Genomic DNA, 25,002 nt, shown 5'->3' with positions numbered 1-25,002 from the left:
TTAGTAACAGAACGGCACTAATAGCGGTGCCGTTCTAAGTTGGTCTTCGCAAGAATCTTCGCGGCAATTTCTTCCACTGAATAATGGGTTGAATTGATAAAAGGTATCGCTTCGCGGCGATACAGTTTTTCGACTTCAGCCAACTCAAAACGACACTGTGCTAACGACGCATAACGGCTGCCTTCTCTGCGTTGACTGCGTATTTCATGCAGGCGCTGAGAACTGAGCGTTAGACCAAAAATCTTATGCCTGTGCATTTTAAGTTCTTTGGGTAACTGCAAACGTTCAAAATCATCGTCGTCGGTAAGCGGATAGTTGGCGACCTTAATACCGTATTGCATGGCCAAATATAGGCTGGTCGGCGTTTTACCCGTTCTTGAAACGCCTACCAAAATAAGATCCGCCTTATCAAGCTGGTTAAGGCGCTTGCCGTCGTCGTTATCAAGGGCGTAGTTAATTGCATCAATACGGAAGTTATAATTTTTATGAACACCGTGAGTCCGATGCGTTTTCGGCTCCGCTTTAACGTTGAGCTCTTTCTCTACCGGTGCCACAAAGTGATCGAGGAAGTCATAGCAAACGCCCCCGCAATTCGTTATTTTTGACTTTAGCGTTTCATTAACGAAGGTATGGAATATCAGCGGCGGCTCGCCACTCTCTTCTTTTGCCTTTTGAATGGTTTTACAGACATTTTCTGCTTTTTTTTGTGTATCAATAAAGGGCAGCGTTTTATGCTCGAATTTTACAGGAAACATTGAGAGCAGGGCATGACCAAAGGCCTCAGCGGTCAGTGCCGTGCCGTCAGAAATATAAAAGGCGTAGCGCACGGTAAGTCTCTTTTACAAAGGATTAATACAGCGATATTAACTTGTTGAGCTATAAAGTGTAAAATACCCGGCACTTCCATGCCTAAAAAATTAATTGAGGACTGTGACGTGCAAGAATACGTAGTGTGGTACCAAGATCTGGGAATGCAGGACGTTAATCGTGTGGGGGGCAAAAACGCCTCTCTGGGTGAAATGATCAGCAACTTATCCGGTGCTGGAGTAGAAGTTCCCGGAGGTTTTGCGACCACAGCCGAAGCTTATAACCAGTTTTTGGAGCAAAGTGGTCTTAACGATCGCATTCACGATTTGCTCGACAGCCTCGATGTCGATGATGTTCAAGCACTGACGCAAGCCGGTCAAAAAATTCGTCAGTGGATAATTGACACGCCATTCCAGTCTGAGTTCGAACAGGCCATTAAATCAGCATTTGAAACGCTGAGCGAAAACAACGACGAATTCAGTTTCGCAGTACGTAGCTCAGCCACGGCTGAAGACATGCCTGATGCATCATTTGCGGGACAGCAAGAAACATTCCTGAACGTTCGTGGCTTAGACAATGTGATGGAAGCCATAAAACATGTCTTCGCTTCATTATTTAACGACCGGGCAATTTCTTATCGAGTTCACCAAGGTTATGACCACCGGGGTGTTGCGCTTTCGGCGGGTATTCAACGTATGGTGCGCAGCGATATTTCATCGTCAGGCGTTATGTTCAGTATCGATACCGAGTCAGGTTTCGAAGATGTTGTCTTCATTACCTCGTCTTTTGGACTGGGCGAAATGGTCGTTCAAGGCGCAGTTAACCCTGATGAATTCTACGTTCATAAGCCAACGTTAGAAGCGGGCCGTCCGTCGGTATTACGACGCACGCTGGGCAGTAAGAAAATCCAGATGATTTTCTCAGAAGACCGCGCGCACGGTAAGCAGACATTAATTGAAGACATCGACGTAGAGAAAAGCCGCACGTTCTCAATTACTGACGACGAAGTAGAAGCACTAGCGAAACAAGCACTAATTATTGAGAAGCACTACGGTCGCCCAATGGATATTGAATGGGCGAAGGATGGTGTTGATGGCAAGCTCTATATTGTTCAGGCACGTCCTGAAACGGTGCAGTCAAACCAGAAAGGTCAGGCTATAGAGCGCTTCGCTCTGAAAAGTAAAAGTGACGTAGTATGCCAGGGACGTGCTATCGGTCAGCGTATTGGCCGAGGTGTTGCGCGTGTTCTTAATGACATTAGTGAAATGGATAAAGTGCAGCCGGGCGATGTGCTGGTAACAGACATGACGGATCCTGACTGGGAACCTATTATGAAGCGCGCCGCTGCCATTGTGACGAACCGAGGTGGCCGGACTTGCCACGCTGCTATTATCGCACGTGAACTGGGCATTCCTGCGGTTGTCGGTTGTGGTGATGCCACTGACCATATTGCGAATGGCCAGGAAGTGACTGTTTCTTGTGCTGAGGGCGATACTGGATATATCTATCAAGGACAACTTGATTTCGATGTCACCGAGTCTCGCATTGATGCGATGCCGCCGTTGCCGCTGAAAATTATGATGAACGTAGGTAACCCGGATCGCGCGTTTGATTTTGCTGGCTTGCCTCATGCTGGTATTGGCCTGGCACGTTTAGAGTTCATTATTAACCGCATGATAGGCGTGCACCCGAAAGCGCTATTAAATTACGATGCACAAAGTGATGACTTAAAAGCGACTATCGATCAAATGATGGCGGGTTATAGCAGCCCTCGTGAGTATTACGTTGCGCGTTTGGCTGAAGGTATTGCGACACTGGGCGCGGCTTTCTCACCAGAGCGAGTCATTGTTCGCATGTCTGACTTTAAGTCAAACGAATACGCGAACCTTATTGGTGGTAGTCAATATGAGCCGGGTGAAGAGAACCCTATGCTCGGCTTCCGTGGCGCTTCACGCTATATCTCAGAAGAATTCCGTGACTGCTTTGCGTTAGAGTGTGAAGCCATTAAACGGGTTCGTAATGACATGGGGCTCACGAACGTCGAAATTATGATTCCGTTCGTGCGTACTTTAGAAGAAGGCCGGAAAGTTATCGAGCTTCTGGAAGAGCAAGGTTTAAAACAAGGCGAAAATGGGCTGCGGGTCATTATGATGTGCGAGTTGCCGTCGAATGCCCTGTTAGCCGATGAGTTCCTCGATATCTTTGACGGTTTCTCTATTGGTTCTAACGACTTAACTCAGCTAACCTTAGGGCTTGACCGCGATTCGGGTGTTATTGCACACTTATTTGATGAGCGTAATGAAGCCGTTAAGAAGTTGCTGGCAATGGCCATTCAAACGGCTAAGAAGCGTGGTAAATACGTTGGTATTTGTGGCCAGGGACCATCGGATCATCCGGATTTTGCCGCTTGGTTGGTTGAGCAGGGCATTGACTCTGTGTCGCTGAACCCTGACACCGTTATTGAAACCTGGATGTACCTGTCGGAACACCTATAAGTATGACCGCATTACCGAATGTTTCAGCGGAAAGTGCGTTACCGGACAATTACCAGAGCTTTTTAAAAGCATTAAAAGGCTCTGGTTTCTCCGGCGAAATTGATGTGAGCTACTCGGGGCGGCTAATTGCCGCTACCGACAATAGTGTTTACCAACAACTCCCACAAGCCGTTTTATACCCTAAAAAGCAATCAGATCTTGCTCTGGTGATGAAGTTCGCCGGACAAGATGCGTATTCTGATATTCAGTTTTCCCCACGAGGCGGTGGCACTGGTACGAATGGCCAGTCATTAACGTCCGGCATTGTCGTCGATATGAGCCGACACATGAACAAAGTGCTGGAAGTGAATGCTGAAGAAGGTTGGGTTAGGGTGCAATCAGGAGTCGTGAAAGATCAGTTAAACGATGCGTTGCGGCCACACGGTTATTTTTTCTCACCTGATTTGTCGACCAGTAACCGAGCAACGTTGGGTGGCATGATTAACACCGATGCGTCTGGTCAGGGCTCTTTGGTGTACGGCAAAACCAGCGATCATATCCTGGAACTGAAAACCGTGTTATTGGACGGTAACGTTCTGGACAGCGGACCGGTATCACTTGAGCAAGCAGAAAGCATTGCACAAGGGAGTGACCGCGTAGCCAGAATCTATAGGCAGATAATAGACACTTGTGTTGGCGAAGAGCAGTTAATAGCGGATAAATTCCCGCCGCTGAATCGCTTTCTTACCGGTTACGATTTAAAACACGCCTACAATCCGAAAGAGCAGCTTATTGATGTATCACGTATCATCGCCGGCTCTGAGGGAACACTCGGATTTGTCAGCGAAGCGCGTCTAAATATTACGCCGATTCCTAAGCATCGTGTGCTGGTTAACGTTAAGTACTCTAATTTCCAGGCTGCCTTAGAAAATGCGCCATTCTTGGTGGAAGCAAACGCAACGTCGGTTGAAACCGTTGACAGTAAAGTATTGAACCTTGCTCGGGAAGACATTATTTGGAAGTCGGTCTCGCACTTGCTTGAAGATGTTGAAGGCAAGCGCATGGACGGTATTAACATGGTCGAGTTTACCGGACTTGACCAAAATGACATTGATACCAAGGTCAACACACTTTGTCAGCGTTTGGATAAACTCATTAAGAGTAAAGACAATCAGGGCGTTATTGGCTATCAAATTTGTGATGACTTGCCGAGCATACAACTGATTTACGCAATGCGTAAAAAGTCAGTTGGTCTACTGGGCGCAACAAAAGGACGCCGCAAGCCGGTCGCTTTTGCAGAAGACACGGCCGTTCCGCCTGAAAAACTGGCGCCATTTATTAATGAATTCCGGGCATTACTCGATAGCAAAGGTTTGGATTATGGCATGTTTGGCCACGCTGATGCCGGAGTCCTGCATGTTCGTCCGGCACTCGATTTAACCGAGCCTGCTGATGAGAGTTTACTGCGTGAGGTCAGTGATGAAGTCGCTAAGCTGACGCAAAAGTATGGCGGTTTGATGTGGGGAGAGCATGGCAAAGGCTACCGCTCGGAGTATGCCCCTAAGTTCTTCGGTGACGATCTCTACAAAGAGCTACAAAAAATAAAAGCCAGCTTTGATGCTTGTAACCAGTTGAACCCCGGTAAGATCTGTACACCACTAAATACGGAAGCAGAGCTGGTTTCTGTCGACGCAATAAAGCGTGGCTACTATGACCGGCAAATCCCCGTAGCTACGCGCGAGAGCTACCAAAACGCAATGGATTGTAACGGTAACGGCTTGTGTTTTAACTATGACACGTCGTCGGCTATGTGTCCGTCTTATAAAGTCACTCGCGACAGACGATACTCTCCGAAAGGTAGAGCGGGTCTCGTGCGTGAATGGTTACGATTGACTCAAAAAGAAGGCTACGATGCAGCGAAAACGCCTCAGCAAAGCCATTTTTTTGAGAAGCTTTCACGTCAACTTAAGGCGTCGGATGACTTTAACCATGAAGTGAAAGACTCCATGGATAAGTGCTTAGCCTGTAAGGCGTGTACCAATCAGTGTCCGGTCAAAGTCGATGTGCCGACGTTTCGGGCGCGTTTTTACGAACATTACTACAGCCGTTATTTCCGTCCACTAAAAGACTATCTGGTAAAAAATGTTGAAAGAACCGGACGCATAGCCAGCCGCTACCCAACCGCCAGTAATGTGCTGATTAATAACCCCGTTTCTCGCTGGGTGCTTAAACATATTGTGGGTTACGTTGATACGCCGAGCTTTTCGACGCCGGATTTATTAACGGGCTGGAGCCAAAGCGGCTTCGATGTTCTAGATACTGGCGATATTCTGGCGTTAAGTGAGGCGGAAATAAGCAAAACTGTTGTTATTGTTCAGGATCCATTCACCAGCTTTTACGAAGCTGAATTTGTTTTAGCTTTGGGTCACTTGGTATCGAAGTTGGGTTATAGACCAATACTACTGCCTTTTGCAGGGCATGGTAAAGCGCAACATGTGAAAGGCTTTTTGAAAGACTTTGATGAAACCGCGCGTAAGGTTACTGAACAGTTACAACCGCTTTCAGAGGCGGGTATTCCTCTAATTGGCCCCGATTCGTCGACAGCACTGATTTTTAGGGATGAATATCGAAAGGCCTGTAATGGCGAATTACCATCAGTCAATGTCAGCACCGTGATTGAATGGCTTATGTCTGTAGACTTTGAGACGCACGATCAAAAGCGATCAAGTCACTATGGTCTGCTGCTACACTGCACTGAACAAAGCTTCGTGCCTGAATCAGCGAAACAATGGCAAACGCTGTTCGCTAAGCTGGGCCTTACTCTGGATATTGTTAATGTCGGTTGTTGCGGTATGGCCGGTACTTTTGGTCATGAGGTTAAAAACCTGGATGACAGTATGGGCTTGTATCACATGGGTTGGCACGACGCGGTTCAACGTTACGGTAGTTCAGGAATTTTGGTAACGGGGTTCTCCTGCCGCTCGCAAGTTAAGCGGGTAGAAAAAAAGCGGGTGAAACACCCGCTTGAAGTTATCTTACAAAGCCTGGTTTAATCACCAGGCTTTTTTATAGGTTTTACTGCTTACCTTTGGCGATGATCTCTCTTGCCATTTCATCAGCAATAACGCCGGTTGGGCGGTCTTCTTCTTTAGCTCGTGCAAACAGCTTGTCTAGCGTGTCGTAAATAGCGCGAACACGCTTATCCGTTTCTTCTAAGCTCATGTTTGCCGCTTCAGAGCAGACATGAATAACACCGCCGGCATTAATGACATAGTCTGGTGCATACAAAATGCCCATGTCTTTAACTGCCTGATCATGCTTAGGATTCGCTAATTGATTGTTAGCGCTACCCGCAATAACTTTAACCTTAAGCTGCTTCAGCGTTTCGTCATTAATGGTTGCGCCCAAAGCACACGGAGCGTAAATGTCAGCGTCAACGCTGTATATTTCATCCAAACCAACTGCTTTTGCGCCTAATTCGTTAACCGCACGTTCAATAGACTCTTCGTTAATATCGGTCACGATAAGCTCAGCACCATCTTCTGCACAATATTTAGCAAAGTCATAACCGACCGAGCCTAAACCTTGCACCGCAATTTTTACGCCTTTTAAGTCTTCGCTGCCTAAACGGTGTTTCGCAGCTGCTTTTAAGCCCAGGTAGGTACCTAAAGCCGTGTGCGGAGAAGGGTCGCCGGCTTTGTCAGCAGTACCAGCAACGTGGCTGGTTTCTTTGGCAACAATATCGATGTCTTCAGTACGAATGTTGACGTCTTCCGCGGTAATATAACGACCACTTAACGACTCAATGAAGTGGCCATACGCACGGAACAGGTCTTCGCTCTTAATCTTCTTAGCGTCGCCAATAATAACTGCTTTACCACCGCCTAACGGCAAGCCAGCCATTGCGCTTTTATATGTCATACCGCGAGACAGGCGCAGTACGTCAGTTAGTGCTTCTGCTGATGAGCTATAGTTCCAAAGGCGAGTACCGCCAAGGCTTGGGCCTAATGTAGTGTCATGAATAGCAATAATTGCTTTCAAGCCAGATTCCTGGTCGTGACAGAATACAACTTGCTCGTGATTATCAAATTCAGGATGCTCGAATAGAGACATGAATTCTAATTCCTTATTGCTTAAAAAATTGCGCGAACATTACCACGTAGGGCAACCGTTCGCTACTGAATAAAATCAATAAATACGCGTATTCAAACAGGTGTTTATCAACTTCTCTTTACAGAATTATTCAGGGGCTTCTTCGACGAAGAAGTAGTATCCACCTAAGTTGATAACGTCAGCCAAAAGTGCCTGGCTTTCGGCGGTTAAAAAGGTTTCATTTAGCTCGGAAACCCCACAGCTACCATGCATTTCAGCAAGCTGAATCGCCGCTTGTTGTGCTGGCTCAGGTACATCGAGCCTTTCACCGTTTAAGTAGAAGCTGTCATTGTCCAGTCGCAGTAGGCGGGCACCCGGTGCACGTTCAATAAACGCGTTGCTTTGCTCCAGCATAGCGGGTATTTGCTCGGCGGTTACCGGCAGCTCAGGTTCGACGAGTGGACGTTTAGACTGAGACAGCAAACGAGCAATAATGTCGTTGGCGTCATCAGATTGAATAGCCTCTATCAATAATGACTTCATGGCGTCGAGCTGTGGTGCTGTAATGTCATAGCTTGGCGATAAATCGGAGCTGTCAGGATCGGTGTAACGTTTAGTCAGAACATCATTCGCCATAGCACTGTCGCCGAGTTGCCACAGAAGCTCTGCTTGTGACGGCGCTCGAAAACCAACGGAATAATTTAGCGAGGGTTCAAGTGCGATGCCGTCGTGCGGGCAGCCGGCGGGAATGTAAAGTACATCACCGCTTTCGAGTTCTTCGTCAATAAGAACGCTAAAATCGTTATTAACTAAGCAAAGATCTTCAGTTGGCTGTGACTGCTGAAGTGCTTGACGCTCACCAACGCGCCAGCGTCGTTTGCCTGCGCCCTGGATAATGAACACATCGTACTGATCAACATGCGGACCTACGCCGCCGTTTTCACAGGAAAAGCTCACCATGACATCATCCAGGCGCCAGTCAGGCAGGAAGCGAAACGGCTGCAACAGCTCACCAACCTCAGGTACCCATTCATTCACGGACTGGACCAGTAAGGTCCAGTCGCTTTCGCCGAACGAGTCGTACTCCTCGAACGGACCGTGAGTGACCAGCCAGCCTGATTCGGTATCCGTATTCGTTTGCACAATACGGGAGTCAGCGCCTTCTTCCATGGCCAACCCGGCCAATATTTCCGGGCTAATAAGGTCTGAAAATGCAGTAAAGCCTTGTTTAATTAAACAAGGTTTTTTCTGCCAGCTATTCGCCAGAAACTCTTTTATATCGAGATTTAATGTCATACTAAGTCGTCAACGAATTGAATGGCACGCCCAATGTAGTTTGCCGGGCTTAGTGCTTTCATTTCATCTTTGGCGGCGTCAGGAATATCTAACGCGTCAATAAAATCACTCAGATCGGCTGGTGTAATGCGTTTACCGCGAGTTAAGGCTTTGAGCTTTTCATAAGGCTTCTCAACACCGTAGCGGCGCATAACGGTTTGCACTGGCTCTGCCATTAGCTCCCAGTTGTCATCCAATTCGGCGGCCAGTTTAGCGTCATTCACTTCCAATTTGCTCAAACCTTTTTGTGTCGCCTGATAAGCAATTACCGCATAAGCTAAGCCGACGCCCAAGTTGCGCAATACCGTTGAGTCAGTCAGGTCACGCTGCCAGCGTGAGATAGGTAGCTTCTGCGCTAAATGCTGCATAATGCTGTTGGCAATGCCCAGGTTGCCTTCTGAATTTTCAAAGTCGATTGGGTTAACTTTGTGAGGCATGGTCGAAGAGCCGACTTCGCCTTCAATCGTTTTTTGTTTGAAGTGGTTCAGAGCAATGTAACCCCAGACATCGCGATCAAAATCGATAAGTACAGTATTAAAGCGTGACAGGGCGTCAAAATACTCAGCAATGTAATCGTGCGGTTCGATTTGAGTGGTATAAGCGTTCCAGTTCAAGCCTAAAGACTCAACAAAACGCTCAGAAATACCATGCCAATCGACGTTCGGGTAAGCGGCAAGGTGAGCATTGTAGTTACCCACCGCACCGTTGATTTTGCCCATAATGTTAACCGCTTTAAATTGCTCAATTTGACGTTCTAAGCGAACGGCTACATTGGCGAATTCTTTACCCATGGTCGTTGGCGTTGCCGGTTGACCATGGGTGCGAGCCATCATTGGCACCGCTCGGTACTCTTTGGCCTTGAATTTTACGTCATTGAGGAGCTGTGTCATCATTGGCACTAGTACGTCGTCTCGTGCCGTTGCCAGCATTAAACCATGAGAAAGGTTATTGATGTCTTCCGAGGTGCACGCAAAATGAATGAACTCAGACACATTATTGAGTTCGTCGTTTGATGCCACAGACTCTTTTAAAAAGTACTCAACCGCTTTAACGTCGTGGTTGGTCGTTCTCTCAATTTCTTTAATGCGTTCCGCATCTTCAACAGAGAAGTTTTCAACAATACCATCGAGTACTGCAGTCGCTTCGTCGCTTAATGCGGGCACTTCTTTAATGCCATCGACAGTTGCTAGCAATTGTAGCCAGCGCACTTCAACGGTTACTCGGAACTTGATAAGACCATATTCGCTGAAAATAGGGCGTAGCATTTCAGCTTTTGACGCATATCGACCGTCAACAGGGGATATCGCAGTGAGTGAAGATAAGGGCAACATACAAGGTTCTCCGAGTTATATATTAAGCAAGTTGAAGGAGCTGCTGAGCGGCTTTCAGCATCTGTTTTCTTGAAAAAATGAAATGGCGGCGCTTACCACCGACTTGATTCCAGAGTATGGCACTGCGTACGCCAGCAAGTAACAGGGCACGGATATGATGCTGATTAGCATCGGATTTTAACACCTCTGGTTTACCATTGATTCGAATAGGCTGACCCAATGGGCTTATTAACTCACGGTATACGCCAGCCATACTCTCTAAAATGCGGTATTGTTCAAAGCCAAACTCTTCTTTTTGGCGCTTTATTTGTGAAATGCGCTGACCCAGTTCGTCCAAAACTTTAGGTTCCTTTAATAAACGTCTTGAAAGGTGCAGCATACCAATTAAATAGCGTGTCACCTCAACGTCTTTTTGGGAACTGCTGCCAATTTGGCGAACAAATGTCTGTAAACCGGGCTGGATATTCGCTAGTCCACCGTAAACCTGTTCGATGGAATCGGGCGACTGTTGTAACACACTGTGAACTAATGTGTCGGTAATGGATTCTGGATACAAACTGCCGCTGCGCGCTATTTTTTGTACCGCAGCGGCACTTAATGACATACCGGCTAATGCAATAACTCGCTGTTGCCTGTCGTTCATAGTTTTACCTCAAAATCGGTCAGGCGTTTTTCAATAATACCGCCCCCAAGGCAGACGTTATCGATATAGAACACCGCTGACTGGCCTGGTGTAACTGCCGCAACGGGGTCGTCAAACTCAACATGAACGTCACCATTGTTTAATGGTGTTACCTGACAGGCGATATCGTTTTGGCGATAACGCGTTTTTACGGCACAGCGGAACGGCTCCACAGGCGTTTCCCGGTTCACCCAATGCAGCTGACCGGCAATTAAGCCTTTAGAGTATAGGCGAGGGTGGTTCTTGCCTTGTGCAACAATCAGTACGTTACGTTCAACGTCCTTATCGACCACATACCAAGGGTCGTCAGAAGCGTTAGCCAGTCCACCAATATGTAAACCTTTGCGTTGACCAAGCGTGTGGTACATCAAGCCTTCATGTTGCCCAAGAACATCACCGTCGACGGTTTCGATGTCACCAGGCTTAGCCGGCAGATACTGCTGTAGAAAATCTTTAAACTTACGTTCACCAATAAAACAAATACCGGTAGAGTCTTTTTTATCCGCCGTTACTAAGCCTTGTTCCTCGGCAATACGTCGAACTTCAGGCTTTTCCAATTCGCCAACCGGAAATAGTGTCTGCGCGATATGCTCATGACTCAGTGTATACAAGAAGTAGCTTTGATCTTTGTTATTGTCCAATCCACGCAGCATTTGCCATTTTTTGCCGTCATATTGGCGGCGAACATAATGGCCTGTGGCGATATAATCGGCGTCCAGCGCTTCGGCAGCAAACTCAAGAAAGGCTTTAAACTTAATCTCTTTGTTGCACATGATGTCCGGGTTCGGAGTACGGCCGGCTTTGTACTCTTCCAGGAAATACTCAAACACGTTATCCCAGTATTCCGCAGCAAAGTTAATGGTGTGCAGTTCAATACCCAGGGTTTCGCAAACTTTTTCAGCGTCAGCCAAGTCGTCGGCGGCCGCACAATACTCGTCCGTGTCGTCTTCTTCCCAGTTTTTCATAAACAGGCCTTCAACATGGTAGCCCTGTTGTTTTAGAAGATATGCTGAGACAGAGGAGTCGACTCCTCCGGACATTCCGACAATGACTTTTTTTACTGCTTCACTCATAAATTTGCTCGGACGTTTTGGCGTACTAAAATTGGCGCGTATTCTATCATTTTCACCGTCACAGCGGTAGTCAAAGGTTTACCAAACCGGAGGCTCTTCACGCCATTGTCCCGGCTGTAATCCTTTTAACTGAAAAGGGCCGACTGCGGCTCTTATCAACCTTAACGTTGGTAGTCCAACGTGTGCTGTCATGCGACGAACCTGTCTGTTTTTGCCTTCTCTTATTTTTATGCAAAGCCATGTGTCCGGAATCGACTTTCGCTCTCTAATCGGCGGGTTACGAGGCCATAAGTTATGAGGCTCGGGCATAACAAAAGCTTCTGCCGGGCGGGTTAGGCCATCTTTTAGCTCAACACCGTGACGAAGTGCTTCCAGTTGCTCTTCAGTCGGCTCGCCTTCGACCTGAACCCAATATGTCTTCCATACCTTATACTTAGGGTTCGCAAGTCTCGCCTGATAGACACCGTCGTTGGTAAGCAGCAGCAAGCCTTCGCTGTCTTTGTCGAGACGGCCGGCAGGATAAACATCCTTATGAGGAATATAATTTTTTAAGGTATCATCGTCAGCGTCACCACTAAATTGCGATAGAACACCGTAAGGTTTATTAAGCAAAACCAATTTGGGGTTCGCAGGACGTTCTTTACGCTTTTTCTGCATGATACTCCTTCAGGGGTTATCGAATTTATTGGATTGTCGATGCGTATGCTCTAGTATAGCGGGCGCTATTTTAACCGACTCAGCAATTAAAGTGTGGTAATTTTTGTGAATGATAACAAGCTAATAGTAGGCGGCTCATTAACCGATGCGTTAACTGGTAAGTACGATTTTTCGTTAAAAAGTGTCATAGAGCAATCATTTAATGTCACTAAGAACCATCTTGGCTCTTTGTTAGGCGGCTTTTTAATTTTATTCGGCATTAACGTGTTAATGGTACTGGTGCTGATTAATTTCTTCTCGTTGGAAAGTTTTGAAAACTCGCTGGAACTGCAGTTTGTCACCAGTATTATTCAAGCGGTTATTAATGCGCCATTGCTCGGTGGCCTTATGCTGATGGGCATAAAACACAGCGTTGATATAAAAACAAAAGCGACACAAGTATTTGACGGTTTTCAGCGCTTAATGCCGCTTATTGTAGTCTCATTAATTGCGACCGTTTTAAATATTATTCTGACTTTGCTACTGGGGCAATTACATCCGAATTTAGGGCTACTTGGCTCGTTGTATTTGACCGTGGTTCTGGCTTTAGCTATGCCATTGGTTATCGAACGTGGTACCAGCCCATTGAATGCACTGTACTACTCTTTCCGCATTACCCATTACAAGCTGCCAAAATTTATTGTGCTATTTTTACTCATTATGGGGGCTTTGTTTTTGGCGATTATTCCATTCGGCTTAGGTCTGATTTGGATGTTGCCAATGATTTATAACCTGATTGGTGTGGTCTATAAAGATATTATTGGCGTAACTATTATTAATAACGATGACCCAGATCGGTCTGACAATATTTCTATTTAAGGCTTATTTGAGGAATATATGCGAATAGTTACGATAATTTTATTCATTGTTCTTTGTATTGCGGCGCTGTTAACGCCTTGGTTTATTCCAAAGGAGCCAGCTAAAGAGGAAGACGCTTCAGTGGTTGCGCATTTACCGCCAATTCCTGAGGTGAAAACGCAGACGACGATGCCAGAGTTTTCGGCAATGACGGATGTGTCGGAGAAAAAGGAATCATTTTTCCGGTTTTTACTGCCAATGGTTGAAGCGGAGAATATTCGCATTTTGCACGAGCGTGCTTATTTAAAAGACGTTTATAATCGCTATAAAGAGGGCAATTTAACAGCCGAAGATCAGCAGAAAATTGACGAGTGGATAGATTACTACCGTCTGGAAGAAGACATTGAAGTCGATGACAACCTGTTTGGTTTGTTGAAACGTCGTATGGACATTATTCCGGAGATGATGGTTCTTGTTCAGGCGGCTAATGAGTCAGGCTGGGGAACTTCTCGTTTCTCTCGGATGGGACTTAATTTGTTTGGCCAATGGTGTTACGTCAGAGGTTGTGGGCTTGTTCCTAAGGGCCGTGAAGAAGACGGTCGTCACGAAGTCGCTAAATTCGACTCAGTGAATGATTCGGTAAAAAGTTACATGCGTAACATAAATACTCACGGTGCTTATTTAGACTTGCGTTTATTACGAGAGCAAAAACGTCTCGAGAATAAGGCGATTACAGCCAGTGACCTCATTGTAGGGCTCGAAAGCTACTCGGAGCGAGGCGTTGAGTACATTGAAGAGTTACGAGCGATGATTCGTATCAACCGTCCGATTGTCAATGAAGTACGTCAGCAGTTAGATACGGAAGCGAGCAGTGAGGCGGCGCCGCAGTAGCCTCATCCGCGACAAAACAAAAAAGCCCCGACAGGGGCTTTTTTATTGGGCAACAGTAGAACTCATTCAGGCCAGTTGTTTTATATTGATACTCTTTACACTGGTTTCTGTGTCGACTGCCGTTGCAAAGTTATTATTTTGAATCGGCTCATTATCAAAGGCTTTATCGCCATCTTCTTTTGCTACGCCATCAGCCATTACCGCCAGAAAATCAAACAGATTATTGTCAGCAAGGTGAGAAGGTGCGACATTTTGCATTGCTGTAAAAATGCTTTCTATTCGTCCGGGAAATTGTCTATCCCACTGGTTTAGCATTTGTTTTATTTGTTTACGCTGCAAGTTTTCCTGAGATCCGCACAAGTTACACGGAATAATGGGGAACTCCATGGCTTGCGAGTACTGTTCAATGTCTTTTTCTTTGTTATACGCGAGCGGTCGAATGACAACATGCTCGCCGTTATCGCTGGCAAGTTTTGGGGGCATCGACTTCAGTTTACCGCCGTGAAACAGATTCAAAAATAAGGTTTCGATCATATCATCGCGATGGTGTCCCAGCGCTATTTTGGTGGCTTTCAGCTCTTTCGCTGTTCGATACAAAATCCCACGTCGCAAGCGAGAGCAGAGAGAGCAAGTCGTTTTGCCTTCAGGGATTTTGTCCTTAACGATACTGTAAGTGTCTTCTTCTACAATTTTGTAGTCGACACCAAGTGAGTTTAGATAATTAGGCAATACGTGCTCAGGAAAGCCTGGTTGCTTCTGGTCAAGATTAACGGCAACGAGAGAGAATTTAATAGGTGCCACACGCTGCAAGTACATGAGAGTGTCGAGTAAAGTGTAGCTGTCTTTACCGCCAGAGAGACACACCATTATGTGATCGCCGTCTTCAATCATGCCAAAGTCTTGAATGGCTTTGCCTGTTTCGCGGCGAATTCGTTTTTGCAGCTTATTAAAACTGTACTGACTGCTGTTTGCCATTGTGGCTCCCGTTTACCCAACTTGCTTAAAATAACGCGCGGATTATACCTAAGCGGTGCGCATCAAGCGAGAGGGCATTTAAAATCATCCGGTTTTATTGCCAGTACATCGCAGTTTATTTGGTCTAATACATGCTCTGCGGTATTGCCAAGTAGGGCGGCACTAATACCAGTACGACCAATTGTGCCTAACACCACCAGCTCCGCATCCAGTTGCTTCGCAAAATCGGGGATTACTTGTTCCGGCAAGCCTTGAGAAAGATGTTGTGCATGGGAGGATATGCCAAACTCACGACCTAACGCTGCCATTCTATTAACATGGTGTTGCTCCAATGCGTCGGAATATTCAGTGACATCGAACTCTGGAATTTCGACAGCAATGTTCACCGGTGCGCTTGGGTAAGCATTTACCAAATGCACGCTGGCATCCAGTGTTTTGCTCATGGCTTGGGCGTGCTCAATAATCCGTTTATTTAACTGTTGGTGATGTTCGTCTTCGGAGCCTGTGTGGACGGCTGCGATAATTTGACCATGGCTTGGCCATTCGTGTTCTTTCACAAGTAGCACGGCACAAGGCGCTTTTCTTAATAAATGCCAATCGGTCGGTGTAAACAGAAGGTTTTGAAAGCTTGGGCTTACCTGAGTGCCTTTAATCAGAAGTTCGTGGTTATTCTTCAGCACTTCTTCGATAATCGCTTCAAAAGGACGGTTGTGCCAAACCACTTCTTTCTCTATCTGTACATTCTCAGTATCAAACTCACTGAGTAAGTCATCAATCCAGGCCTTCCTGTCAGCTATGAGGTTTGAGCGCATAATGTCTCGCTCTTCACTCGATAGCATGGTGGTCATTTCGTACGAAAAGTCGTAAATAGAAAGGAATAAAGTGAGTTTACAATCGGGGTTAAGACGCGCCATATGCATCGCCCGTTTGAGTGCTTTATGCTGTTCATCAGCAGGGTCCAGGACGACCAGTAACTTATTAAAGCTATTCATCTGTATTCCTTAATTAGAGAGTCATGCTTCTTACTTAAGAATAGCTGATGAATAGCGAATTTGAAGCCTTTAATGACCAGCTGAATGGAAAAAAGGTTTGATCAGCGTCACGAAACTCCAAAGAGCATAAACAATCAGGAGTATTCCCATTGCGATTCGGACACCACGGGCTTTTAGAAAGTTGTGCAGAAACTGACTAAAGTGGCCGGCAGCTATCATGGCAGGGAGGGTGCCGAGACCAAAGAAAGCCATTGTTAACGCGCCACCATGCGCAGTACCGCTAATGGCGGCCCAACTTAATGCAGTGTAAACCATGCCACAAGGCAACCAACCCCATAACGCACCGGCCAAGAAGGTATTAACAAGACCCTGCCTATTCTTTAAACGTCCTGCAAACGGCTGTATTTTTCGCCACAGTGGAGCCGCAAGTTTTTCAATATAAACGAGTCCGGAAAACCAGCCTGTAAAGTACAAACCAAGCAACAATAAAAATAGGGCGGCGAGCCAGCGGAGTATGACCGTCGTGTATGAACCATCGGGAGATATTAGTCCTATCGCAGCACCAACAAGCGTCCCAATGACAATGTAAGACGTAATACGTCCAAGGTTATAAACCCAGACCATATAAGGCTTAGAGCGGACGCCAATTGCGCTGGCTATACCACCGCACATGACTAAGCAATGCCCGGCGCCCGCTAAGCCCATCATCAGGGCTGTTATATAATCAGCGCTTGATGTCATCATCACTATCCGGCTTGTTATTTTGCTCGTTCGACTCTTCGTTATCCGTCCCCTTAGGCTTATCGTCATCCATTAAAATATTAAGACCCTGACGCTCAATATCTTCAAACTGATCGGAACGAACCGCCCAGAAAAAGACGGCTATGGCGATAATCACAAAAATAATTGCTACCGGAATTAATGCGTAAATAACACTCATTTTTTATAAAGCCTTAATGAATTGGCGATAACCAATAAGGAACTTAGTGACATACCCAACGCGGCTGCCCATGGCGCAACAAAGCCAAGCGCTGCAAAGGGTAATATGCTGACATTATACAGCAAAGCCCAACTGAAATTCTGCCGCATAATGCTGCGTACTTTTGTCGCACCCTTAATAACCGTTTCAATTTGCCAAAGCGACTCACCCATTAAAATAATATCCGCTGACGTTTGAGCAAGGTCAGACGCACTTGAAAAGGTCATAGAAAGGTCAGCCTGCGCGAGCACCGGACTGTCGTTTATGCCATCACCAACCATCCACACCGTTTGACCGCTGCTTTGCGCATCAATAATCAAGCTAAGCTTGTCTTCAGGCTTTGTTTCACCGTGCCATTTTTTTATGCCTAGTCTGTTAGCGACGTTCTCAACTCTGTCTTTGCTGTCTCCACTGACAATAATCGGTGTGTACCCTTGTTGCTTCAGCGTTGCGATTGTTTCTGACGCACCTGAGCGCAACTGATCATCGACATGGTACTCGGCTAACACTTGCGCTTCGCTGGCAAGCACAACCTGATGTTGACCGTCAGGCTGGTGTTGAGGGTGCCACTGCTGAATAAAAGTCCGGCTACCAATCCGGTAGCGGACACCGTTTGCAATACCTTCTAACCCAAGACCTTGATAGTTCTCGACGCTCTCGAAGCTGACTGGCTGTACTGAAAGCTGCTTTAATGGTGCGGCAATAGGGTGCTCAGAGTGACTCTCAAGACCTGCTGTCAGAGCATCATTGTGATGAGACTTTGCATAATCTCGCTTTGACAGTAACTTAAATTTACCTTCAGTTAAGGTGCCGGTTTTATCCAGAAAGACTGTTTTTAAGCTTTTTACCGACTCAATCACATCGGCATTTTTTAACAAGATGCCATCATTATTCAATCGATGAATAATGCCGGTTAGCGCGGTTGGAGCGGCTAACGACAGTGCACAAGGGCAGGTGGCCACCAATACCGCCAATGTCACCCACAAAGCATGCTCAGGATTGATAAACCACCAAGCTAAGAAGGTAACTGTTGCGGTTAAAAGAATACCGGCAATGAAATAGCCCGCAACTTTATCAATCACTTGTTGAACTTTGGGTTTGTCGGCTAAAGCGGCGTCTTGCATCGCAATGATACCGGCAAGCACCGTTTGCTGAGCCACCTCAGTCACTTCTACACGAATAGGAGAGCTCTGATTCAGACTGCCGGCAACCACTTTGGCGCCTTTTATTTTTGATGCGGGACGACTTTCACCGGTTAAAAGGCTTTCATCTACTTGCGCTTTGTCAGTGAGCAGGTTTCCATCGGCCGGTAGCGTTTCTCCGGGCTTAACCCGAATAATATCGCCTACCTTTAACTGGCGAACTGCGATTTCTTCTGTGCCTTCGCCAACCTCGCGAACGGCGAGCTTGGGAAGCAACGTTAGCCGGTTTGTCGCAAAACGTAACGCCTTTTCTTTGGCTAATAACTCTAAAAAGCGGCCGGTTAATAAGAAGAAGGTAAACATTGAGATAGACTCAAAGTACACTTCTCCGGTATTGGTGATAGTTGCATACACACTAGCGCTGTACGCTCCTAATAACGCAATAGATACCGGAATATCCATATTTAGTTTACTTGCCTGAAGGCCTCTCAAGGCTCCGGCATAAAATGGCTGTGCACTGTATAAAATAACGGGAGTAGCAAATACCAGGCTAACAACCCAAAGAAAGCGTTGTAAGCTTTCCGATAGGTCACCGCCGACACCAAAATATAATCCAAAGGCCACCATCATCACTTGCATCGTGGCGATACCGGCAACACCTAAGCGCTTAATGTATCCCTTGCGTTGCTTCTCGTATTGATGCTCTGCTTCGTTGGGTTGAAAGGGAAGCGCTTTATATCCAATGCGGGCTAAAGTTTGCAGTATTTCACTCAACTTTAAAGCGCTGTCGTTCCAGTGTACCTGCAAACGGCGGCTGCTAACATTAACGACCGCTTTATGTACTCCCTGCAAGCGCATTAGCTCTTGTTCTATTAACCATCCGCAGGCACCGCAGGTAATGTTTTCAACGGTCAGTGTCGCGATTTGTATGTTGTCGCCAGTGTCACGAATAAACTCTTTTTGAATATCCGGGTGGTCATAAAGCGTTAATTGTTTGAGCTCGTCCGGAAGGAGCGGTGTTTCCAGAGGCTTTTCATCGCGGTGTTGATAATACGCGTCGAGGTTGTGCTGAATTATCGTATTAGCCACTGCCTCACAGCCAGCACAACAAACGGCTTTTTCTTCACCTCTATACCGGACGGTTAAATCGACGCCCCTTGGTACTGGCTGTAAACAGTGAAAACATTCCATTGCTTAAACGCCATATAAAAGAGGGCGCAGCGGCGTAAATTCAGCTTTTGGCAATTGATATTTTTCGCTGACTTTCCAGACACCATCGAATGGTTCAACCGTAATGGTCCATTTACCACCAATATCTTTTGGTATTTCCGTACGGTAAGTTCCGTCCGCGCTGCCTGTCACCATTAAATCGAAATCTTTGGACGCCTGTGTTGCGTGTACGAAATGAACTTTCAAAGCACTCAGTTCTTCCGGTTTTCCTGTTTTATAGCGCAGCTCAAAAACACCATTGTTGGCGATAAATTCAAAGCTAATATTACGTCTCTGCGCTTCTTCAACGTGCTCAATAATCGCATTAATGGTTTTGCCGCGTTTGTAGTAGTCATCAACGACCATTGAAAAATTACCCTGACTTACGGATAGATAAATAATAACGCCGCAAACGATCATTACCGTAACAGGAAGAGAAATGAGAAACCAAGGCCAGAACTGCTTATACCAAGGTTGTTGCATAGTAAACCTCTTACAAAAAACCCCGCCGTAGCGGGGCTTGTGATTTCCTTTTACTCGTCATCAGAGAGCGAGTAAACATAAGCCGATATAACGTGTATTTTATCCTCACCCAGAATATCTTTCCAGGCAGGCATAACACCATTACGGCCATGCTTCAGCGTTTCTTCAATCTTATTAATTGAACCGCCGTATAACCAAACGTTATCGGTTAAGTTTGGAGCACCTAATTGCTGATTGCCTTTACCGTCAGCACCGTGGCATGCACTGCAAACCGCGAAGTTGGCTTTGCCAGCTTCAACCAAGTCAGGATCACGGTCACGGCCACTTAGACTCGCAACGTAGTTAGCAAGCTCTGTAATTTGCTTGTCACTAAACTGCTCGCCAAATGCCGGCATGTTGCCTTGACGACCTTGTAATAGCGTCGTTTTAATAGCGTCCGGGGAACCACCGTATAGCCAAGCATCATCAGTTAGGTTAGGGAAGCCCTGACCACCCATTGCGTTTGAACCGTGACACTGAGCACAATTTTGCAAGAACAAGCGCTGGCCGACATCCAATGCGTCTTCGTTATGAGCCAACTCTTCGATAGGCTGTTGAGCATAAGCTTCAAAGATTGGTCCATACTTTTCTTCAGCGTCGCGAACCGCTCGGTCATATTCAACAATCAAGCCTTGTTCTTTGGCTTCTTTCATTGCCTGACGAGATTCTTCTAACGACTGAACGTCTTGGTTAGAGCTTTTCCATCCTAATAGTCCCTGAAAGTTACCTAGACCAGGGTATAGTGCTAAGTATATAAAGCCCCAGGCAAAACACGCCCAAAATAAGTAAGTCCACCACTTAGGAAGTGGGTTATTCATCTCCACAATGCCATCGAATTCGTGGTCCATTTCCTGACCTTCTTCGATGTGTGTGTAGTTTTTCATGTTCCAACGCAGTAGCCATATCAGAACGAATAAAAGGCCTAGCGTTAAAACAATGATCCATGCACTCCAGAAGCTACTCATCTTTCTTCGACTCCGGTTTGTCGCTATTAGTCGTTGATGAAGTCTCATCCTCAAAAATAGAGTTGGCGGCTTCATCAAATTGTTTTTTACTGCGGCGGCTGAAAGCCCAGAACACAATGGCAATAAAAATTGCCAGAATGATCAGGCTAAATACACCGCGCCAAGTTCCGTAATCCATTATTTATCGGCCTGCTGTAAAGCGGTACCCAGGGACTGAAGATACGCAATAAGTGCATTCATTTCAGTTTCACCCTGAACGGCTTCTTTTGCACCCGCAATATCTTCATCGGTATACGGAACGCCGAGAGAACGCATAACTTCCATTTTCTTTGCCGTTTTCTCGCCAGTCAGTTTATTTTCAGCTAACCAAGGGAAGGCTGGCATATTTGACTCAGGTACAACGTTACGCGGATTCATTAGATGAACATAATGCCATTCATCACTATAACGACCGCCAACACGAGCCAAATCTGGTCCGGTACGCTTAGAGCCCCACAAGTGAGGGAATTCCCAAACGTGTTCACCCGCTAATGAGTAGTGACCATAACGCTCTGTTTCTGCACGGAATGGACGAATCATCTGGCTGTGACAGTTATTACAACCTTCGCGGATATAAATATCGCGACCTTCAAGTTCAAGCGCGGTGTATGGTTTTAAGCCTTTAATAGGCTCGTTAGTTTGGTTTTGAAATAACAACGGTGTAATTTCAACCAAACCACCAATAGACACTGCGATTATCATGAAGATAGAAAGCCAGCCTAAGTTCTTTTCAACAAATTCGTGTTTAAAGCGACTCATTTCCTTCCCCCTCAGGCTGTTTGTACGACGTTGCCTGCGGCAGTCTCACGACGGCCAGCACGAATGGTTTTATAACAGTTATATGCCATTAACAGCATACCGACGACAATAAATACACCACCAATAAAGCGACCAGTCCAGAACGGGTAAGACGCCTGAACACTTTCTACAAAGCTGTAGGTGAGAGTTCCGTCAGAGTTAGTCGCGCGCCACATCAGACCTTGCATGACACCTGAAATCCACATAGAGACGATGTAGAAGACAACACCGATGGTGTGCAACCAGAAATGTACGTTCACTAATTTAATGCTGTGAATTTCTTTCTGGTTAAACAAGCGTGGAACTAAGTAGTACATAGAACCAATGGTAATCATCGCGACCCAACCAAGGGCACCTGAGTGGACGTGACCTACTGTCCAGTCAGTGTAGTGGGACAGGGCGTTTACTGACTTGATTGCCATCATTGGACCTTCAAAGGTCGACATGCCGTAGAACGACAGAGACACAATCAAGAAGCGCAGGATTGGGTCAGTACGCAGTTTATGCCATGCACCAGAAAGCGTCATGATACCGTTGATCATGCCGCCCCAGGAAGGTACGAACAAGATAACTGACATAACCATACCGACGGACTGAGTCCAGTCAGGTAAAGCGGTATAGTGGAGATGGTGAGGGCCAGCCCAAATATACAGTGAAATAAGTGCCCAGAAGTGGACAACGGATAAACGGTATGAGTAAACCGGACGTTCTGCTTGCTTAGGTACGAAGTAATACATCATACCCAGGAAACCAGCGGTCAGTAGGAAGCCAACAGCGTTGTGCCCGTACCACCACTGAACCATAGCGTCGACAGCACCTGAGTACATAGAGTATGACTTAGTGAAGTCCACCGGTACTGCCAGGCTGTTAACGATGTGTAGCATCGCAATAACGACAATAAAGCCGCCGTAGAACCAGTTTGCAACATAAATGTGCGAGGTTTTACGGATGGCCAAAGTGCCGAAAAATACGATGAGGTAAGCAATCCAGACAATCGCGATAAGAATATCGATTGGCCATTCAAGCTCAGCGTATTCTTTGGTGCTGGTTAAACCGAGTGGCAGCGTAATAACTGCGGCAACAATAACGGCTTGCCAACCCCAAAAGGTAAAAGCAGCAAGTTTGTCCGAGAAAAGACTCACTTTACAGGTTTTTTGCACCACATAATAAGAGGTGGCAAAAAGCGCACTGGTACCAAACGCAAAAATAACGGCGTTGGTATGAAGAGGGCGAAGACGTGAGTAGGTTAGCCAAGGTGTATTAAAGTTAAGTTCAGGCCAGACGAGCTGGGCTGCAATTAACACACCTAACGCCATACCGACGATACCCCAAATAATGGTCATGACAGTAAACTGCCGGACGACCTTCATATTATATTCGTTCGGTTGTTGTGGAATAGTTTGACTCATCTTTTAAATCCGCAATGATTAAGATCAGGAAAAAGGAGACTTTTACCAGACACACTCCTTGTAAAAGTACCTTCATTTTACGCTTTATGTTCAAAAAGGTACAGGGGGATATTGCCAGTATCCCCATAACTTTCAAGGTTATTGCGTTTTAAAGCGGCTAACAAGTTGACTTAAATCAACACTGTTTTTATTAAGATCCTGACTGACTTCAGCAACTTGGGCATTTGCTTCCTGATTTGCGTGAGAAAGATCAGAAATACCAGTGATGTTTTCGTTCAAATCCTTGGTGACTCGGCTTTGTTCGTCTGTGGCCGAAGCTATCTGAACATTCATGGTCGAGATGTTTGCAACAGCTTCCTGGATTTGACTAATAGCCTGTTCTGCTTTTAGCGCTTCCTCATTGGTTGAAGCAGAACGACCTTCAACGTCCGTAATGATTTGGCTGACGTCTTTTATGGCGCCCTGAATGCTGTCAACAATGCCGGAGATTTCATCGGTTGAGTGTTGTGTTCGAGTTGCTAACGTTCTGACTTCGTCAGCAACAACCGCAAATCCACGACCGGCCTCACCGGCACGCGCCGCTTCAATAGCGGCATTTAGTGCCAATAAGTTGGTCTGTTCGGCAATAGCGACTATGACTCCAAGAATATTGCCGATTTTTTCCGAGCCGTCCTGAAGCAGGCGCGCTTGCTCTCCGGCTTTCTTAAGCTCATTAGTCAGTGCCTCGATATTATTGACCGACTCTCGCACAATAACAGCAGAGCGGCCGGCTTCTTCATCAGCGGTATTTGCGGAATCAGCAGCCTGACGAGCATGATCCGCGACCTCTGCCGCAGACGATGAGAGCTCAGTAATCGCGGTTGCGACAGAGCCCGTTTGTGAACTCAACTCGTCGCTTTGCTGGCTACTGCTGGAAGACAGTTCTATCAGCTTTTTCGCGGCCTCACTTTCACGTTGAGCACTTTCCTGAACACTTTGCACTAACTGTTGTATTTTATGCACAAAGGTATTAAATGACGCGGCCAGTCTCGCTAGTTCATCAGATCCCGTATCATTTAGGCGACGAGTTAAGTCGCCTTCACCTTCGGCTATATCGACCATGGCGTTGTTAATGGTTTTAAGCGGTCGTGTAATCGATCGGATAATGAGGATAAACAAGAGCATTAAAGGAACAGCCAGCACCAGAGCTAAACCGGCCAGTTTAAAAAACTCCTGCCATAAAATAGTCGCAATATTATCGGTGTATTGTCCTGTGCCAAGAATGATGTTCCAGGGCTCAAAAACCCGAATTCGGCTGACCTTTGAAACCAAATTGTTACTATCGCTGCCTTTTTGCCAAATGTACTCGACAGTGCCCCGATCGCTCGAGCGCGCCTTATTGATCATCTCCTGGAACAAGCGAGTACCTTCAGGGTCTTCATAGGACAACACATTCTTACCAACTAAAGATTTAGTAAAAGGATGCTGAACCATTTCGCCTTGGCGGTTAAGCGTAAAAATATATTCCGCTCCTTCATACCGAATTTCATCAAGGCGGTTAAAAGCTTGCTGACGGGCTTGCTGTTCTGTCAATTGGCCGCTTTCAGCTTGTTCGTGATAATAACTAACAATGGTGTGGGCGGCGTCTAATACAGCATCAAGCTTGCGCTTTTCTTCATCGATTAGAAGTCCGTTTAAAATAAACATCATAAAAGCCACCATTAGGGCGGTGCCGAAAGCAGCGATTCCTAATAAAGTGACAAGCCGCTGGGTAATGCTAAGACGCTGTATTAGCTTCATGGCCGTTCCTTAAC

The 25,002-nt window shown here is 46.3% G+C and carries 22 protein-coding genes; 4 read left to right on the top strand and 18 right to left on the bottom strand.

The features are described from left to right. Window positions 1-17: 17 nt before the first annotated feature. Entirely contained in the window at window positions 18-827 is an 810-nt protein-coding gene (locus EST55_RS02930) for a pyruvate, water dikinase regulatory protein (RefSeq protein ID WP_129496437.1), read from the bottom strand. A 108-nt stretch (window positions 828-935) separates the two neighbouring features. Between EST55_RS02930 and ppsA the strand changes: the two genes are divergently transcribed. Both ppsA and EST55_RS02920 read left to right on the top strand, forming a co-directional pair. Beyond that, on the top strand, window positions 936-3,302 hold the full coding sequence (gene ppsA / locus EST55_RS02925) for a phosphoenolpyruvate synthase (RefSeq protein ID WP_129496563.1): 2,367 nt from the start codon (window positions 936-938) through the stop codon (window positions 3,300-3,302). A gap of 2 nt (window positions 3,303-3,304) precedes the next feature. Continuing rightward, a complete protein-coding gene (locus tag EST55_RS02920) occupies window positions 3,305-6,334 on the top strand; it encodes an FAD-binding and (Fe-S)-binding domain-containing protein (RefSeq protein ID WP_129496436.1) in 3,030 nt (1,009 codons plus the stop codon). 22 nt (window positions 6,335-6,356) lie between these two features. On the opposite strand, the gene EST55_RS02915 is transcribed toward EST55_RS02920, so the two are convergent. The 6 genes from EST55_RS02915 to EST55_RS02890 all read right to left on the bottom strand — a co-directional run bounded on the left by EST55_RS02915 (window position 6,357) and on the right by EST55_RS02890 (window position 12,451). After that, window positions 6,357-7,394, bottom strand: coding sequence for a Glu/Leu/Phe/Val dehydrogenase dimerization domain-containing protein (locus EST55_RS02915; RefSeq protein WP_129496435.1), 1,038 nt, complete (start codon window positions 7,392-7,394; stop codon window positions 6,357-6,359). A 126-nt stretch (window positions 7,395-7,520) separates the two neighbouring features. Next, on the bottom strand, window positions 7,521-8,669 hold the full coding sequence (locus EST55_RS02910; RefSeq protein ID WP_129496434.1) for a cupin domain-containing protein: 1,149 nt from the start codon (window positions 8,667-8,669) through the stop codon (window positions 7,521-7,523). Then, entirely contained in the window at window positions 8,666-10,036 is a 1,371-nt protein-coding gene (gene purB, locus EST55_RS02905) for an adenylosuccinate lyase (RefSeq protein ID WP_129496562.1), read from the bottom strand. The genes EST55_RS02910 and purB overlap by 4 nt, the downstream gene beginning before the upstream one ends. Window positions 10,037-10,061: 25 nt before the next feature. Next, complete coding sequence (gene hflD, locus EST55_RS02900; RefSeq protein ID WP_129496433.1) at window positions 10,062-10,682, bottom strand: high frequency lysogenization protein HflD; 621 nt, start codon at window positions 10,680-10,682, stop codon at window positions 10,062-10,064. Continuing rightward, window positions 10,679-11,794, bottom strand: coding sequence for a tRNA 2-thiouridine(34) synthase MnmA (gene mnmA, locus EST55_RS02895; RefSeq protein WP_129496432.1), 1,116 nt, complete (start codon window positions 11,792-11,794; stop codon window positions 10,679-10,681). The genes hflD and mnmA overlap by 4 nt, the downstream gene beginning before the upstream one ends. 78 nt (window positions 11,795-11,872) lie before the next feature. Next, on the bottom strand, window positions 11,873-12,451 hold the full coding sequence (locus EST55_RS02890; protein WP_129496431.1) for a pseudouridine synthase: 579 nt from the start codon (window positions 12,449-12,451) through the stop codon (window positions 11,873-11,875). Window positions 12,452-12,556: 105 nt separating this feature from the next. Here EST55_RS02890 and EST55_RS02885 point away from each other — a divergent pair, with 105 nt between their 5' ends. Both EST55_RS02885 and EST55_RS02880 read left to right on the top strand, forming a co-directional pair. Further along, window positions 12,557-13,309 carry a hypothetical protein gene (locus EST55_RS02885; RefSeq protein ID WP_129496430.1) on the top strand — a complete coding sequence of 251 codons (753 nt, stop codon included), beginning with the start codon at window positions 12,557-12,559 and terminating at the stop codon, window positions 13,307-13,309. An 18-nt stretch (window positions 13,310-13,327) separates the two neighbouring features. After that, the gene (locus EST55_RS02880; protein ID WP_129496429.1) at window positions 13,328-14,179 is read left to right on the top strand and encodes a glucosaminidase domain-containing protein; all 852 of its coding nucleotides are present in this window, start codon (window positions 13,328-13,330) and stop codon (window positions 14,177-14,179) included. Between the two features lie 66 nt (window positions 14,180-14,245). Here the strand turns inward: EST55_RS02880 and ttcA are convergent, their stop codons facing one another. The 11 genes from ttcA to EST55_RS02825 all read right to left on the bottom strand — a co-directional run bounded on the left by ttcA (window position 14,246) and on the right by EST55_RS02825 (window position 24,988). Beyond that, on the bottom strand, window positions 14,246-15,154 hold the full coding sequence (gene ttcA, locus EST55_RS02875) for a tRNA 2-thiocytidine(32) synthetase TtcA (RefSeq protein WP_129496428.1): 909 nt from the start codon (window positions 15,152-15,154) through the stop codon (window positions 14,246-14,248). 62 nt (window positions 15,155-15,216) lie between these two features. Then, window positions 15,217-16,146 (bottom strand): universal stress protein UspE, encoded by a 930-nt coding sequence (uspE, locus tag EST55_RS02870; RefSeq protein WP_129496427.1) that lies wholly within the window; start codon window positions 16,144-16,146, stop codon window positions 15,217-15,219. Window positions 16,147-16,215: 69 nt separating this feature from the next. Then, a complete protein-coding gene (locus EST55_RS02865; RefSeq protein ID WP_232507038.1) occupies window positions 16,216-16,890 on the bottom strand; it encodes a sulfite exporter TauE/SafE family protein in 675 nt (224 codons plus the stop codon). Then, complete coding sequence (gene ccoS, locus EST55_RS02860) at window positions 16,871-17,086, bottom strand: cbb3-type cytochrome oxidase assembly protein CcoS (RefSeq protein WP_129496426.1); 216 nt, start codon at window positions 17,084-17,086, stop codon at window positions 16,871-16,873. The genes EST55_RS02865 and ccoS overlap by 20 nt, the downstream gene beginning before the upstream one ends. Next, window positions 17,083-19,458 carry a heavy metal translocating P-type ATPase metal-binding domain-containing protein gene (locus EST55_RS02855; RefSeq protein ID WP_129496425.1) on the bottom strand — a complete coding sequence of 792 codons (2,376 nt, stop codon included), beginning with the start codon at window positions 19,456-19,458 and terminating at the stop codon, window positions 17,083-17,085. The genes ccoS and EST55_RS02855 overlap by 4 nt, the downstream gene beginning before the upstream one ends. A 3-nt stretch (window positions 19,459-19,461) precedes the next feature. Further along, window positions 19,462-19,959, bottom strand: coding sequence for a FixH family protein (locus EST55_RS02850; RefSeq protein WP_129496424.1), 498 nt, complete (start codon window positions 19,957-19,959; stop codon window positions 19,462-19,464). 50 nt (window positions 19,960-20,009) lie between these two features. Further along, window positions 20,010-20,963 (bottom strand): cytochrome-c oxidase, cbb3-type subunit III, encoded by a 954-nt coding sequence (ccoP, locus tag EST55_RS02845; RefSeq protein ID WP_129496423.1) that lies wholly within the window; start codon window positions 20,961-20,963, stop codon window positions 20,010-20,012. Continuing rightward, entirely contained in the window at window positions 20,956-21,141 is a 186-nt protein-coding gene (locus EST55_RS02840) for a cbb3-type cytochrome c oxidase subunit 3 (protein WP_100692103.1), read from the bottom strand. Before EST55_RS02840 ends, ccoP begins: the two co-directional genes overlap by 8 nt. Next, the gene (gene ccoO, locus EST55_RS02835; RefSeq protein ID WP_129496422.1) at window positions 21,141-21,761 is read right to left on the bottom strand and encodes a cytochrome-c oxidase, cbb3-type subunit II; all 621 of its coding nucleotides are present in this window, start codon (window positions 21,759-21,761) and stop codon (window positions 21,141-21,143) included. The genes EST55_RS02840 and ccoO overlap by 1 nt, the downstream gene beginning before the upstream one ends. Window positions 21,762-21,772: 11 nt before the next feature. Beyond that, the gene (gene ccoN, locus EST55_RS02830; protein WP_058579175.1) at window positions 21,773-23,209 is read right to left on the bottom strand and encodes a cytochrome-c oxidase, cbb3-type subunit I; all 1,437 of its coding nucleotides are present in this window, start codon (window positions 23,207-23,209) and stop codon (window positions 21,773-21,775) included. 138 nt (window positions 23,210-23,347) lie between these two features. Continuing rightward, window positions 23,348-24,988 carry a methyl-accepting chemotaxis protein gene (locus tag EST55_RS02825; protein WP_129496421.1) on the bottom strand — a complete coding sequence of 547 codons (1,641 nt, stop codon included), beginning with the start codon at window positions 24,986-24,988 and terminating at the stop codon, window positions 23,348-23,350. Between the last annotated feature and the right edge of the window lie 14 nt (window positions 24,989-25,002).

It is taken from the genome of Idiomarina sp. 29L, assembly GCF_004123135.1.
GTDB lineage: Bacteria > Pseudomonadota > Gammaproteobacteria > Enterobacterales > Alteromonadaceae > Idiomarina.
This window is presented reverse-complemented; position numbering and strand designations above follow the sequence as displayed.